Source organism: Methyloglobulus sp. (assembly GCF_040079455.1).
GTDB lineage: Bacteria > Pseudomonadota > Gammaproteobacteria > Methylococcales > Methylomonadaceae > Methyloglobulus.
The window spans coordinates 1-13884 of sequence record NZ_JBEBKJ010000043.1 but is presented as its reverse complement, the minus strand read 5'-3'; the positions used below and the strand labels follow the sequence as shown (position 1 = coordinate 13884).

General features: G+C 44.3%; 15 protein-coding genes. All 15 read right to left on the bottom strand.

The window, feature by feature from the left end; all coding sequences use genetic code 11:
• Positions 1-9: 9 nt before the first annotated feature.
• Positions 10-1629, bottom strand: coding sequence for a protein adenylyltransferase SelO (locus tag ABL924_RS10565; protein ID WP_349027058.1), 1620 nt, complete (start codon positions 1627-1629; stop codon positions 10-12).
• Positions 1630-1714: 85 nt separating this feature from the next.
• Complete coding sequence (locus ABL924_RS10560; RefSeq protein ID WP_349027057.1) at positions 1715-2104, bottom strand: DUF3592 domain-containing protein; 390 nt, start codon at positions 2102-2104, stop codon at positions 1715-1717.
• 8 nt (positions 2105-2112) lie between these two features.
• Positions 2113-3648 carry an alpha-isopropylmalate synthase regulatory domain-containing protein gene (locus ABL924_RS10555; protein ID WP_349027056.1) on the bottom strand — a complete coding sequence of 512 codons (1536 nt, stop codon included), beginning with the start codon at positions 3646-3648 and terminating at the stop codon, positions 2113-2115.
• A gap of 215 nt (positions 3649-3863) precedes the next feature.
• Positions 3864-4589 carry a hypothetical protein gene (locus ABL924_RS10550; protein ID WP_349027055.1) on the bottom strand — a complete coding sequence of 242 codons (726 nt, stop codon included), beginning with the start codon at positions 4587-4589 and terminating at the stop codon, positions 3864-3866.
• A gap of 170 nt (positions 4590-4759) precedes the next feature.
• Entirely contained in the window at positions 4760-5512 is a 753-nt protein-coding gene (locus tag ABL924_RS10545) for a hypothetical protein (protein WP_349027054.1), read from the bottom strand.
• Positions 5513-5663: 151 nt separating this feature from the next.
• Entirely contained in the window at positions 5664-5906 is a 243-nt protein-coding gene (locus ABL924_RS10540; protein ID WP_349027053.1) for a DUF2442 domain-containing protein, read from the bottom strand.
• A 3-nt stretch (positions 5907-5909) separates the two neighbouring features.
• A complete protein-coding gene (locus tag ABL924_RS10535; protein WP_349027052.1) occupies positions 5910-6179 on the bottom strand; it encodes a DUF4160 domain-containing protein in 270 nt (89 codons plus the stop codon).
• 48 nt (positions 6180-6227) lie between these two features.
• A complete protein-coding gene (gene leuD / locus ABL924_RS10530; RefSeq protein ID WP_349027051.1) occupies positions 6228-6842 on the bottom strand; it encodes a 3-isopropylmalate dehydratase small subunit in 615 nt (204 codons plus the stop codon).
• Positions 6843-7011: 169 nt separating this feature from the next.
• Entirely contained in the window at positions 7012-8412 is a 1401-nt protein-coding gene (leuC, locus tag ABL924_RS10525) for a 3-isopropylmalate dehydratase large subunit (protein WP_349027050.1), read from the bottom strand.
• 156 nt (positions 8413-8568) lie between these two features.
• A complete protein-coding gene (locus ABL924_RS10520) occupies positions 8569-9264 on the bottom strand; it encodes an arginyltransferase (RefSeq protein ID WP_349027049.1) in 696 nt (231 codons plus the stop codon).
• Entirely contained in the window at positions 9261-9956 is a 696-nt protein-coding gene (gene aat, locus ABL924_RS10515) for a leucyl/phenylalanyl-tRNA--protein transferase (protein ID WP_349027072.1), read from the bottom strand. Before aat ends, ABL924_RS10520 begins: the two co-directional genes overlap by 4 nt.
• A 774-nt stretch (positions 9957-10730) precedes the next feature.
• Positions 10731-11516 carry an acyl-ACP--UDP-N-acetylglucosamine O-acyltransferase gene (gene lpxA / locus ABL924_RS10510; protein ID WP_349027048.1) on the bottom strand — a complete coding sequence of 262 codons (786 nt, stop codon included), beginning with the start codon at positions 11514-11516 and terminating at the stop codon, positions 10731-10733.
• Positions 11517-11523: 7 nt separating this feature from the next.
• Complete coding sequence (gene xerD, locus ABL924_RS10505; RefSeq protein ID WP_349027047.1) at positions 11524-12408, bottom strand: site-specific tyrosine recombinase XerD; 885 nt, start codon at positions 12406-12408, stop codon at positions 11524-11526.
• Between the two features lie 140 nt (positions 12409-12548).
• Positions 12549-13049 carry an MGMT family protein gene (locus tag ABL924_RS10500; RefSeq protein WP_349027046.1) on the bottom strand — a complete coding sequence of 167 codons (501 nt, stop codon included), beginning with the start codon at positions 13047-13049 and terminating at the stop codon, positions 12549-12551.
• A gap of 125 nt (positions 13050-13174) precedes the next feature.
• The coding region (locus ABL924_RS10495) for a hypothetical protein (RefSeq protein WP_349027045.1) at positions 13175-13884 on the bottom strand (710 nt) is incomplete at its 5' end.

The window sequence follows — 13884 nt, the reverse complement described above, 5'->3', positions numbered from 1 at the left end:
CAAGATTCCTTATGAACTACAAGATAACATCGAACAACCCGCCCGTTGCCGTGCCCAATCCGGTCGTTTGGCTGCATATTGCTGATTTTCTGGCTGTTGATCGTAAGGGTGGCGCAGTAACTCCAGCAATTCAGTTATCATGGCAAAATCGCCCTGCTCCGCTTTTTCTATGGCAATTTGCGCTATATAGTTACGCAATACGTACTTGGGATTAACGCGATTCATGCGTTCGCGCCTGATTTCCTGTGGTGTGCCGTCCAGAATTATGCGTTGGTTATAGAATTTTAACCAATCGACCAAACGCGCAACATAATCAGGGGTTTTCTGCTCTGGCACGTAGTAAGCCTCCGCAAGCGGCGCTATCAGCATTTCAATATCGGCATGTTCAAGCCTGACTTTGCCTAAATCGGCCTCTGCAAGTTGACGGAAAAATATCGTCATGTCGGTTTCAACCGACTGCAATAAAGCCAATAGCTCGGCAAACAATTCATCATCCTGATCTGGATCAAAACGACTTAAGCCTAATTTATTGCACATCATAAGCTGCCATTGTTCACCAAAAACTTGCGTAAATACGTTCAATGCTTGCTGCAAAGGCTCGACTTCCCCAATCAGCGGGTAAATAGCGTTAGCTAACTGCCCTAAGTTCCAGAACGCACACGCGGGTTGGTTGCTGTAACGGTAACGCCGTTCTGCCTTATCTGTGGTATTGGGTGTCCAATCAGGATCATAATTTTCTAGCCAACCGTAAGGGCCGTAATCAATGGTCAACCCAAGGATAGACATATTATCGGTGTTCATTACACCATGCACGAAACCTACCCTCTGCCAGTGCACAATCATTTGTGCGGTAGTCCGGCAAACTTCTTCAAACCAGGTCAGGTAGACATCCTTTGAAGGTTTGCTCAAGTGCGGAAAGTGGGTGTTTATGGTGTAGTCCGTTAATTTTCTCAATAAATTCAAATCGCCACGGGCAGCATGGATTTGAAAACTCCCAAACCGGATGAACGAAGGAGCAACCCTGCAAACTATAGCACCCGGCTCTGCTTTCGGATTGCCGTTGTAGAACATATCCCTAACCACCTGCTCTCCCGTCAACGTCAAACTTAACGCCCGTGTCGTCGGAACACCCAAATGGTACATAGCTTCGCTACACAGAAATTCCCTCACGGAAGAACGCAATACCGCCAAGCCATCTGCCGTCCTGGAATAAGGCGTAAGCCCAGCCCCTTTAAGTTGCAATGCCCAACGTTCACTTTCATGGTTAATGACATCACCCAAGTTAATCGCCCGGCCATCGCCTAATTGCCCTGCCCAATGACCAAATTGGTGACCGCCGTAGCACATAGCAAACGGCTCCATTCCAGTAGCTAAGCGATTTCCGACAAAAACTTGGGAAAAATCATCGGATTCACAAGCCTGTTCCGATAAATTAAGTAAAGCGGCGACTTCTTTGGAATAAGCGACAGTTGTTGGCTTGGTCACTTTGGTTGGGGACGCTTTAGAATAACAAGAACCCAATACTTGCCGTGGATAATTGCGGGTTTCCTGATCGCCCGGTAATTCAGCCACAAAGCGGTTATCGAACTTTAACTGATCTAGCGTATTTGATTTTGGCGGGGCATTCATATTTTTATGACGGGTTTTTGATGCTCAAATTCAAAAAACTGAAGAAATAACTGCAATCGAGTTAGATTGCAATCTCACTTCTAAACTAAACCCAAAGTGCCGCAATCGCCGCCAAACCAAGTACAGTACAGGCAATTGGAGCTGCCCACATGTGCAGGAATGACTGAATATAAACGACTTTCGGATTTGATCGAAGATAACGTACAGTGACTTCTGCTCCAACTTTTGGGTGTCGATCAGAACCACCAGCTACAGATGTAAAACGATGTAACATTCCCTGTAAATCATGAAACTCCACAACAGGAAGATAGCTTGTTGAATCATCTATGGTTCGAACTTCGTGATCCACGACCTGACCAACTGTGGAGATTCCCCGAATCTTCGTCGATAACCGCCTATAAAAAAGGACTGCTGCTAACACAAGGAGAGTAATACCTACGACGAGAAAATACGTCTGTAGCCCACTAACTTCCATAACAGCAATTAGCTTAGTTGGGCATTCAACTCATGCAACTGCATATTGATGATCCTAAGCGTCGCCAACACCGCCGCAAACACTTGGTTGGCATGGACACCACGGGTTTTGCGGATGTCGCCGCCGCAATCCCAGGTGATTACGCACTCGGTCAGCGCGCTGGTAAGCCCACCTTTGGGGATACGCACTTCATAATCTGCAAGCCTGGGCAGGGCGTAATCGTAAAATGCCAGCACTTTTTCGATGGCGTGGATAAACGCGTCGAAACCGCCATTACCAACGCCGGACGCTAGGTGTTCCTTACCGTTGATATTGAGACGGACACTTACCGTCGATTCCAGGTCTAGGCCACTGGTGATCGAGCAATTGAGCAACTTAATGTGTTGGTAATCCTTGCTGGCTAAAACATCGGCGATGATGAACGGCAAGTCATCCGTGGTAATTGTTTGCTTAGAATCACCAAGCTTTACAATGCGCTCCAGCACTTTTTTTTGGTCAGCTTCCGATAAGTCCAGTTCCAGTTGTTCCAGATTTTTCTTTAACGATGCCTTGCCGCTCATTTTACCGAGAGCATAACTGCGGGTACGGGAAAACCGTTCCGGCCCCAGTTTGGTCTTGTACAAACCGCCTTTTTGGTCGCCATCGGCATGAATGCCCGCCGTTTGGGTGAATACGTCCGCACCGATAATCGGCGCATTGGCGGCAACACGCTTACCGGAAAAAGTTTCCACCATGTTGCTGATCGCCACGATATGGCTTTCATCAATCGCAAGCTGTAGGTTCATCTTATCGCGTAAGACCACCGCAACCTCAGCCAATGACGCATTGCCCGCGCGCTCGCCCAGACAATTGATCGTGCAGTGGATGGAGTTGACACCCGCACGTACCGCCGCCATGACATTGGCAGTCGCCAAGCCGTAATCATTATGGGGATGGAAATCGAATTGTAATTCGGGATAACGCTTGCACATATCGCTCAGGCTGGCGAATACCTCATCAGGTGATAGCACACCAAGCGTGTCGGGCAGCATGAAATGACCGATACCGGCATGGCGCAAGTTATCGATCAATTCATAGACATAAGCTGGTTTATCGTGATACCCGTTAGACCAGTCTTCCAGGTACACATTTACCATAAGCCCTTTTTCAAGTGCATAACCGATTGTCTGGAGGATGTCTGCGGTATGTTGGGCTAAAGTTTTACCTAACTGTTCGCGACAATGTTTTTCACTGCCCTTGGTGAGCAAGTTGATAACCTTACCGTCCGTTTCCACAATCCAATCGACACTTTTTGTATGATCGACAAAACCTAGCACTTCAATACGACCGTCGAAGCCTTCATGCCTTGCCCAATCGTTAATGCTGGCAACCGCCTCTTTTTCGCCTTGCGAAACACGGGCAGAAGCCACTTCGATACGGTCTACCCGCAACGATTGCAATAAGGCCTTGGCGATGCTGACTTTTTCGGCAGGTGTGAACGAAACCCCTTGCGTCTGTTCGCCGTCACGCAGGGTGGTGTCCATGAGTTGGATGGTTCGGGTCATTACGGACTTTTCTATAAAAATGGCAGTTTAAAGATGTATATTTGTAGGTTGGGTTAGGCGCACATGGCAACCATCCTGAACTTCCATCAGGGTTAAAGTGCGCCGTAACCCAACATTCGGTGGGGACAAGAACGCTCAATGTTGGGTTACGCCCCGCCCAACCGCCAAAATAACTCAAAATTTGTTGCAATTGCGGGACTAACCCAACCTACGCACTACTGCACTAATGATTTTGTTGCCTGATCAACATCAAAAAAAATAGTAAGATCATGGCTGCAATCTACACCACTAAAGCCGCAAGACATATCGTATGTTAACCATGCAGTTTCTTTTCCAGGTGCATTGATCTGATACAATTCCTTTTTTACTATACTTACATGTTTACCAACAATTTTAAGTAATTTAAGCTTAATGTTGCGGTTTTCTAAATAATCCAGCATGCCATCCAGAAGTCCAGAGTCTGTGCTTGTAGTTAGTATCACCTTAACGACCCCTATATTAGGGCCATATAGAGAAACATCCCAGAATCCAGGTTGTATTGTTTTTTCCAAAACAGTATGAGTAATAAAACCGTCCATAGTAACTAAAATTTCTCCACAACGTCGTGGTGCATCTAGTAGGTTTTCTTCATAACCATCGCATCCAGATTTACCAGATGTTTCCCAGTTTATTGGCGTATTAACATCCGCACCTACCCTCCAATCTAAATACCCCCACGCATCTGATTTTTCGAGTAAAAACATGCTTAAGACTTCCGATAGTTCAAGACTGCATTGCTTTCCTGGACGAAACGCGGAGTTACTAGCCTTGACCATTCTTATACATTCATCCCTGCTAATTTCAACACCTACGGCCTTAGTATCAGGCTTGTCAGAATTGCCAACACAACCTAACAAACCAATTGACAATCCAACGAGCAAAACAAGGGTAATCATTTTCATTTATATTCTTTTCCTGTAGCATCGTTGGATTACACAGTCGAACGGGGCAAAGCGGGACTAACCCAACTTACGTGCTATTCATGGCGGATTCCTCTTCTTCCGTTAAGTGGTGATTACTCTTCCACTTTGGCACATCACGATGCCGTTGGGAAGGGGAGGAGTCCATACCATTAAGGAACGACCATGCCCTTTTCAATATAATTTATAACGGATTTAATAGACTTTTCCTTAGATTTATTTCTTTCCTTAATGAACCACATGCCATATTTCCTACCAAAATCAGGCCATTGTTCATGAATTTTACCTCCTGGTAGTTTTTCATCGATGGCTTTCTCAAATCTATTAAAGAAAAAAGCGCCTATGTCACCCCAGCCAATCTGAATAAGATCAGGAAATTTCTGATATAAATCGGAATTTATTGTTCCACCCACGCAAATATACTGAAAAACAAATTTTTCATTCTGCCATTTTCCGGTTTTATAAATTTTATCTGCTATAGCCTGAACTTCCTCTTCGTTATTGGCAAAGCCAAGTCTGCGAATAACCCTTTCCATATTTTTTTCATTTTGATTACTCCAAGGCCCATTCATCATACACTTGCCAGCTTTAACCTCGACAAGGATGAATAACGCTAATACAGTTTCAGGAAAATCTTTAATACCTAATATAGACTCATCATCTGGAAGCTTACCCCTGTTATCAATTTTTTCATAGCTGCCTGAAAAACGAACTCCCATAAGATCTGCTTCAGTTTTTGCTACTCTAGAAGTATTCTTTTTAACTCTTACAGCTTCATTTAAATCTAAATGGATAATATAACTAGGAATAGATAAAAATCCGTTTAACCTAAAATACCAATTTGCAACATTTTCAGCTCGTATGCCCTTGTTAGAATCCTCATCGTGTTCATGACAACTTTGCATGCCTTATCCTTTCAGATGTTGACCGTAATATTTAGCTAGCCTGTAGGTTGGGTTAGGCGCACAAAATTATTCACACCAAAATAATACCTATTTTTCCGTACGTCGTAACCCAACATTGAGCATTACCTTAACGCTGTTTCTGGAAAAATTGTTAGCCGCTTTCCTTATCTGAATCAAGGTAAAGCGTATCCGGGCAAATATCTTGTTCATGAGGCCAGACAATCGTACCATCCAACACCCGCACTTGCTTAAAGTAGTTAAGGTCTCCAAGTTCTTTGAATACGCCAAGATTGAGCAAATTAGAGCAATCATAAATACCTCGCTCCCCATTAGTGAAGATAAGCCTCAATTTGTAATCCTCCGATGTTGCAACCTCGCTAATTCTTGGGTTCACCTTTCACCTCAACGGATCTATCTTATAAGGTTGTTGACCAGATACCGCAAGCTCCCAATCTGCAACCAACTCATCCTTATGTAATTCTATCCACGCTTGAAGAAGTTTCATTTTTGCATTTGGAATACTGCCTTCCAATACATTACCCTCAGGAATGGAAACAATCACTTCATATTCTTGGTACTTAACATGAATATGTGGGCTTTTGTGTTGCTTATTGTCCATGAAATACATATAGATGATGATTCCATAGAACATCGAAATTGCTGGCATGTGATTCTCTCGAATTAATTGCCTAAGAATCGTTAAGCCAGTGTCGGATTATTGCGCCCAAAGCCAAGGAAAAGTTTTCTTATGCTGTTCCTCATAAGCTCCAATCTCATCAACATGTTTCAAAGTCAAACCAATATCATCCAAACCACTTAACAGGTTACCTTTACGGAACGGGTCAATTTCAAAGGTAAAACCATTTCCTGCTGGCGTTATGATTTGTTGGTTTTCTAGGTCAACGACAAAGAAAACGCCCTCATTGGCACTAATTTCTGCCATTAAACTAGCCAACTGCTGGTCGTTCACTTTAATAGGAAGGATGCCGTTCTTAAAGCAATTGTTATAAAAAATATCCGCATAGCTGGTTGAGATGATGGTGTTAAAACCATAATCTGCAATCGCCCAAGGCGCATGTTCACGGGACGAGCCACAACCAAAGTTATCACCTACGACCAGAATTTTTGCACCTTCAAACACAGGCTTGTTTAATTCAAATTCGGGATTGTCGCTGCCATCATCGTTAAAGCGCCAATCGTGAAAAAGATGAGCGCCAAAACCGCTTCGCTCAACTCTTTTTAGAAACTGTTTAGGGATGATTTGATCGGTATCTACATTACTGCGGTTCATTAGGGCAGCAATGCTTTCGTGTTTTCTGTAAGGTTCCATAATTTGTTACGTAACTAAAAAATTGTAGTAATCCAGCACTTGACCTTAAGTTAAGAAACAATCTCCCTCTCCTGCTGGAGAGGGTCAGGGTGAGGAGAATTAAAATAAGGAAACTTCCTAACCCCCCTCATCCTAACCTTCTCCCTCAAGGGAGAAGGGACATATGTGCTTAATTTAAAGCCCTAATATCAACAAAATGCCCCGCCGCCGCAGCCGCAGCCGCCATCGCAGGTGACACCAAATGCGTCCTGCCGCCCTTGCCTTGGCGGCCTTCAAAATTGCGGTTGGATGTGGACGCGCTACGTTGGCCTTTGGTCAGTTCGTCTCCGTTCATCGCCAAGCACATCGAGCAGCCTGGATCGCGCCATTCCCATCCGGCTTCGATAAAAATTTTGTCCAGCCCTTCATCTTCGGCTTGGTGCTTAACATGATAAGAACCAGGGACTGCAATAGCTTTGACTCCTTTGGCAACTTTAGTGCCTTTGGTGACTTCGGCGGCAATGCGGAAATCTTCGATCCGGCCATTGGTGCAGGAGCCTATGAATACCAAATCAACAGGGATGTCGGTCATTTTGGTGTTGGCGGTCAAGCCCATATAAGCCAAGGCGCTTTCGCAGGCTTTGCGTTTGCCTTCGTTGTCGAAACTTTCCGGTGCGGGAACGCAGCCATCCACGCCAACCACTTGTTCGGGGGATGTTCCCCAGGACACTTGTGGGGCAATTTCTGCTGCATCCAAGGTAATAATAGTGTCGAATACCGCACCATCATCACTAGGAAGGCTTTGCCAGTAAGCCAGTGCCTGATCCCACTGATTACCTTTAGGTGCAAATTCCTTGCCTTTCAGATATTCGTAAGTTTTTTCGTCCGGCGCGACCAAACCTGCCCTGGCACCGGCTTCAATAGCCATATTGCACAAGGTCATGCGTCCCTCCATCGAAAGCAACTTGATCGCTTCGCCAGCGTATTCGATGACATGACCTGTACCACCTGCCGTGCCGATTTTGCCGATAATCGCCAAGGCAATATCTTTTGCGGAAGAGTATTTAGATAACTTGCCATTCACCTGTACCAGCATGGTTTTCGATTTTTGCTGCGGCAGGGTTTGCGTCGCCATAACATGTTCGACTTCGGACGTGCCGATACCAAACGCCAGCGCACCAAAAGCGCCATGCGTAGCGGTATGGCTATCGCCGCAAACCACTACCATGCCTGGATGCACAAACCCGTGTTCTGGCACGACCACATGGATTACGCCGTTGTTGGGGTTTTTCATGTCGTAGAGATTCAAACCGTTTTCCGCGCAGTTCTCCGCCATCACCTCAACTTGCTTTCTCGCAATAGGATCGGGAATCGGCAGATGGCGATCTTTGGTCGGTACGCAATGATCCATCGTCGCCAGAATACTATGTGGATTGCGGACTTTACGGTTAGTCAGTCGCAACCCTTCAAAGGCTTGCGGAGATGTCACTTCGTGCATCAAATGTCGGTCTACATAAATCAGGGGAGCTTGCCCGTCCACTTCAACGACGAGATGGCTGTCCCAGATTTTTTCGTACATGGTTTTTTTCATTGCTTGTTCCTAAACTGACTGCAGTTTCCACATCGTTGTTTTTCTTGATGCGGAAAAATAGAAATACCGATAGCCGCACATTATCCCTTAAATCAGGCTGTTATTGCAATCTAGCTAATGCTTACGACAGCGCGTGATACCATCATCAACTTCACACTAGAGCAATATCCATTTCTTATCCCTAAGTATCTGTAGCGGCTGGTAATCGCTCTTGTAGGACATTTTTTTACACTGTTTTATCCAAAACCCCAGATATATAAACTCCTTATGCAATTTTTTAGCCTGTTCTATCTGCCAAAGCACCGCATAAACGCCCAAGCTATAACTGGAAAATTTTGGTTCAAAAAAAGTATAAACGGCAGATAAAGCATTATTTAGCTGATCAACCACGGCTATTGCGGCAAGTTCACCATCGATTGAAAACTCAACAAAATGGGTGTCGCACCAGGAACTCTTAAGAAATCGCACGTAGTCCTCCTGACTGGATTCAAACATTGAACCATCGCGGTGTCTAGCCGCTTGATAACGAAGATACATATCATAATGGCCTTGGTCAAACTCAGCAGGTTTAATGATGACCTGGGTATTGCTGTTTTTTTGCAAACAGCGTTTTTGGCTACGGCTAGGGATAAATTCTGTCGCCTTTAACCGCACTGGAATGCAAGCCGAACATTGCGAACAATGCGGCGAGTAAACCTCATCGCCACTGCGACGAAAACCTTGCGCTATCAGCTCCGAATAAACGCCTGCGGTCATGTCAAATAAAGGATGCACAAAGGCGGGCTGCGCCTCCTCATCGTCAAGATAACTACAAGGATGCTTTTCGGTAAGAAATAAAGGTATAGAAATCATACGCTTTGCCAAGCCGATGATTCGGGAGCTTCATCACAATATTGGTTAAGCAGGTTGGTAAAATCAATCCTGGCAATTTCCTCAGCCCCAAAATTAATGAGATGCCGCGTACTTACCTGGCAATCTACCAGCTTATAACCCCAGTGCTTAAGTTGCTCTACCAGACTGGCAAAAGCCACTTTAGACGCATCGGTTTTGCTGAAAAACATGGATTCCCCAAAGAAAACTCGGCCCATTGCAATACCATATAAACCACCGACCAATTCCCCGTTTAACCAAGCTTCTGCTGAATGAGCATGACCTGATTGATGAAGATCATGATAAGCCTGATAAATATCTTGTGTAATCCATGTACCCAATTCGTCCTTACGAGGCATGGCACACGCTTTGATAACATCAGCAAAAACCCGATCAAATGTTATCGTAAACTTTTGTTTTCGTAAGGTTTTGGCTAGACTATGGGAAATAACTAAGTTATCTGGAAATAACACCAACCTCGGATCTGGCGACCACCATAAAATCGGTTCGTCAGGGCTGTTCCAAGGGAAAACCCCTAGTCGATAAGCATTCAATAAACGGGCTTTTGAGAGACAGCCACCCACTGCAAGCAAGCCGTCCGGTTCAGATAAAGCGCTATTTATCGGCGGGAAGCTTTGTTCGGGATTGTTGGGGTCGAGTATCGCCAATTTCAATTTCATGGATACAAAATACTATATTGCGGGATGGTCGCGTTCAGATTTTGATTAAATTTAAGAAAAATTCTGAACAAGTTGATTCCGCTTATGGTTTGACAAGACTCTCCTGAACATAGTCGAAGGACTCACTACGAACAGGATCAACTTATGGGGATCCCTAAAAATCCCCTCTCACTCTGGGAGAGGGCTAAGGTGAGAATTGTAAATGCTTGGTTTCAAATCCCTCATCCCAACTTTCTCCCTGGAGGGCGAAGGAGTTTTTTGAATTTTTAGAGATTCCCTTATTACCATAATAAGCTTGTCGAAGGGCTTATTCAGGAATTCCACAAACAAAATGCTTAACCAACCAACTCATAAAGATATTTTTCCACATCGAATTCCGATCCGTCAGTGCCGAGCCCTGCAAATGTTACAACATCGCCTGGCCAATTATCAACGTCTCGTGGTGGTCAATTATCCGACCTGCTCAATACCTAATCATCACTGGTTTCAAATTGGCTCACGCCGAATATACGGTGACAGTGCCACCCACAGGACCAGACCTCAAAATTAAAAGTCGGCAATGTTGGGGTTGTTTATTGGTTATAATCCGCGTATATGCTTATCGTTACTAACATTATGGGGACGAAATATTGTATCGTAAACTGTAAATCCAAATAATTCATTTTTCGCGTGCTTGATCTAAATTCAGTTAGCTAATGTAGGTAAGCAACGCGTTGAAAAGTCTAGTGTACAGAACAATATACTCAGTTCAGCTTTGAGAGCCTGATTTTAAGGAGCGTTATTTCCTGACACATCAACAAATCCATGCAAACCACGCTTAGATTTAACCGCTAGCCACTCTTTTAAAAATCGCAATTCTTCTGTTTCTTCCAGGTTATCCAGCGATTGTTTGTTTTTCAGCAGACGGAATGCAGATGACAAGATTTGATAACGATCACCCGTAATGCCAGCTCGTCTTAGACCTATCGTATTAAGTTTATAGTGACGGGCGGGGCGGCCCCCAACTAGCATAAAGGGAATGACATCCATATTAAGTCCAGTCGTACCTTGGACAATTGCATAAGAGCCAACCCTGCAAAATTGATGCGCCACCACACCACCGCCCATAAAGACCTTATCACCCACGTCTACAAAGCCGCCGATAGCGACATTGTTCGCGAAGATGGTGCCATTGCCAATAATGCAGTCATGGGCTACGTGGCTGTTATTCATAAAAAAACAGTCCGAGGCGATGCGCGTTTCGCCGTTTTCCTTGGCGGAACGATGCGCGGTGAAACCTTCCCGAAACACGTTATTGTCGCCAATAATTAACCAGCTTACCGTTTCCGCCTTAAAGCTGGTGTCTTGTGGCAAATCGCCTAAGACCACGTGCGGATGCAGGACATTGCCTTTACCCATTTTCACATAAGGTTGCACGACCGCATGTCCGCCTATCTGGCAGCCGTCACCAATTTCAACATCATTTTCCAGCACGGCAAAAGGCCCAACGATGATGTTGTCGCCCAGTTTTGCATTCGGGGCAATATAAGCGGTAGGGTGGATTTGTTGCGGCATGCTCTTGTTATCCTCGTGGATGATACTTGGTATGTAATTCTTTTAGCCGTTCGCGGGCGATATGGGTATAAATTTGGGTGGTCGATAAATCAGAATGCCCTAACAATAACTGAACGACCCGCAAATCCGCACCATGGTTTAATAAATGGGTGGCGAAGGCGTGACGTAAGGTGTGCGGCGATAGGGTTTTACTAATGCCCGCTTTCTTGGCATGGCGCTTAATGATATGCCAGAACGCCTGCCGAGTCATGCTGTCCGCTCGGTTAGTGACGAAAACATAAGAGCATTGCCGTTCACCCAACAGGCTTTTTCTGGTTTCGTTAAGATAATTTTCCAGCCAGCTCATCGCTTCTTCGCCGACGGGCACCAGCCGTTCTTTATTGCCCTTGCCGACGATCCTGACCACGCCTTGCCTTAAGCTAACCTGAACCAGCGTTAAATTAACCAGCTCTGATACCCGTAGTCCGGTTGCATACAACATTTCCAGCATGGTTTTATCGCGAAATCCCAAAGTGTGTGCGGTTTCAGGTGCATTCAAGAGTAACTCCACATCTTCTTCCGTTAAAGAGCTAGGTAACGGTCTGCCAATATGCGGTGATTCTATCAACGCAGTCGGGTCAATGGTTATATTATTTTCCCGAATGTAATAACCGTAAAAGCGTCGTAAACTGGATAAAATGCGGGCGGAGGAACGGCTGCCGATACCTTGTTGATAACGGTTGGCAAGAAAGCTGGAGAGTACGCCTGTGTTAACGTCGAGCAACGATTTGTCTTTTAACCAAAGGGCAAATATCCTGAGATCGCTGCCATAAGCGGACAAGGTATTCTCACTTAAGCCTTGTTCCACCCACACGGCATCTAAAAACTGGTCGATTAATGCGAGATTTTGCACGTTTTTGGAGATCTTATAGGTAAGCCAAACGATTCAGTCCCTTCTCCCTCTAGGGAGAAGGTTAGGATGAGGGGAATTAAAAAAAGCATTTTTCCATTTTTATTCTCCTCACCCCAACCCTCTCCAGCAGGAGAGGGAGTTTATTTTCTTAACTTAACGGTATCGGCTTCGTATGCCAGCAATTTTTCCTTAATAAGCATGTATTCACCATGCCGTTGTCCGCTGTACCCACCCATGCCGTTAACAGAAACCACGCGATGACAAGGGATAAGCAAGGTATAAGGATTATTGCGGCAAGCATTACCAACTGCACGGGCGGCGGAGCCGATTTTTTTTGCCAAGCCGGAATAGGTCAAGGTTTCACCCAAGGGGATTTTTAACAGCTCCGTCCAGACTTTGTTTTGATGAACCGTGCCTTGCTTTAACAATTTCAAATTGACGGTTTGCTTCGGCTCAGGCCAGAAATCGAGAGTGTGTTTGTCATTATTTTCTGTCATGTCAGCATCTTGTGAAAAATCCCATTCGATGTTGGTAATCACATCTTGCCGACGATGAATTTTAAGGGTACAGACGGGTGTATAAATTTTTTCAACTTCTTCAACGCCTTCGCAATTATCGACCCAGATGATGTTAATTGGCATACTTGTTTTCCAGAGGGTTAATATCTTCGTAGGTTGGGTTTACCCTAAAGGGCATAAAAGGCGCACTAATAAGCTATGCCAATATTTCAATGAGGTTAACCGTGCGCCTCAACCCAATCCATTTTCTATAACTTCGATTTGTCGATATTATTTAAGCTATTTTCAGCCTTCATTTTGTATGTATTTGTTTTCACGAAATTAATAACATCTTCTGTCACGTTTAGTGTAATTCTGTCAGAATTATAGAGAATATTATTGTCTCCATATTCGTTATTAATGATCATTTGAAACTTATTTTTTTCTGCATAATCTGCAAGAATTATTTTTACTTGACCTTCAACTTTTTTTCTGGCTTCACTTTCATATTGCCTTCTTTTATTTTGGATTTCATATGTTTTTTCAATTTGTGTCCGTAAATCTAAGATAAGCGGATCTTTTGAAATATTATCGAGACATTCATTGAATTCTGAACTATATAATTTGGGATTAGTTTTAGGATACTGTTCAATATTCAAACGTGCGATGTCCGAATCTGAGAATGATACTGTACCAGGCCTTGAACCTCTTGAAACACCTGGAATTGCGGATACAGGCACATCGTGACCATTTATATGAATTACATTTTGTTGATCTGAAGACGTTTTTTGGTTCTTTTCTGCTTTACCTGATGAAATGTTATTTAAACATTTTTGCCGAGCGTCTCTTTCAATTTGTGATATTTGTTTTTGATTATTAGATGAGACCTTTGCACAAACAGCAGAAACTCCGGCTGACTGGTCAAAAGCCGATTTTTTTGAATTGGCATTCACCTTAATGGGCGGTATTCGGCTGAAAT

Coding starts and splice junctions, on each gene's coding strand:
- leuD (WP_349027051.1), bottom strand. CDS start 6,842: ATGGAACCTTACAGAAAACACGAAAGCATTGCTGCCCTAATGAACCGC.
- ABL924_RS10550 (WP_349027055.1), bottom strand. CDS start 4,589: ATGAAAATGATTACCCTTGTTTTGCTCGTTGGATTGTCAATTGGTTTG.
- ABL924_RS10545 (WP_349027054.1), bottom strand. CDS start 5,512: ATGCAAAGTTGTCATGAACACGATGAGGATTCTAACAAGGGCATACGA.
- ABL924_RS10500 (WP_349027046.1), bottom strand. CDS start 13,049: ATGCCAATTAACATCATCTGGGTCGATAATTGCGAAGGCGTTGAAGAA.
- ABL924_RS10560 (WP_349027057.1), bottom strand. CDS start 2,104: ATGGAAGTTAGTGGGCTACAGACGTATTTTCTCGTCGTAGGTATTACT.
- leuC (WP_349027050.1), bottom strand. CDS start 8,412: ATGAAAAAAACCATGTACGAAAAAATCTGGGACAGCCATCTCGTCGTT.
- ABL924_RS10520 (WP_349027049.1), bottom strand. CDS start 9,264: ATGATTTCTATACCTTTATTTCTTACCGAAAAGCATCCTTGTAGTTAT.
- ABL924_RS10555 (WP_349027056.1), bottom strand. CDS start 3,648: ATGACCCGAACCATCCAACTCATGGACACCACCCTGCGTGACGGCGAA.
- ABL924_RS10565 (WP_349027058.1), bottom strand. CDS start 1,629: ATGAATGCCCCGCCAAAATCAAATACGCTAGATCAGTTAAAGTTCGAT.
- ABL924_RS10535 (WP_349027052.1), bottom strand. CDS start 6,179: ATGCCAGCAATTTCGATGTTCTATGGAATCATCATCTATATGTATTTC.
- lpxA (WP_349027048.1), bottom strand. CDS start 11,516: ATGCCGCAACAAATCCACCCTACCGCTTATATTGCCCCGAATGCAAAA.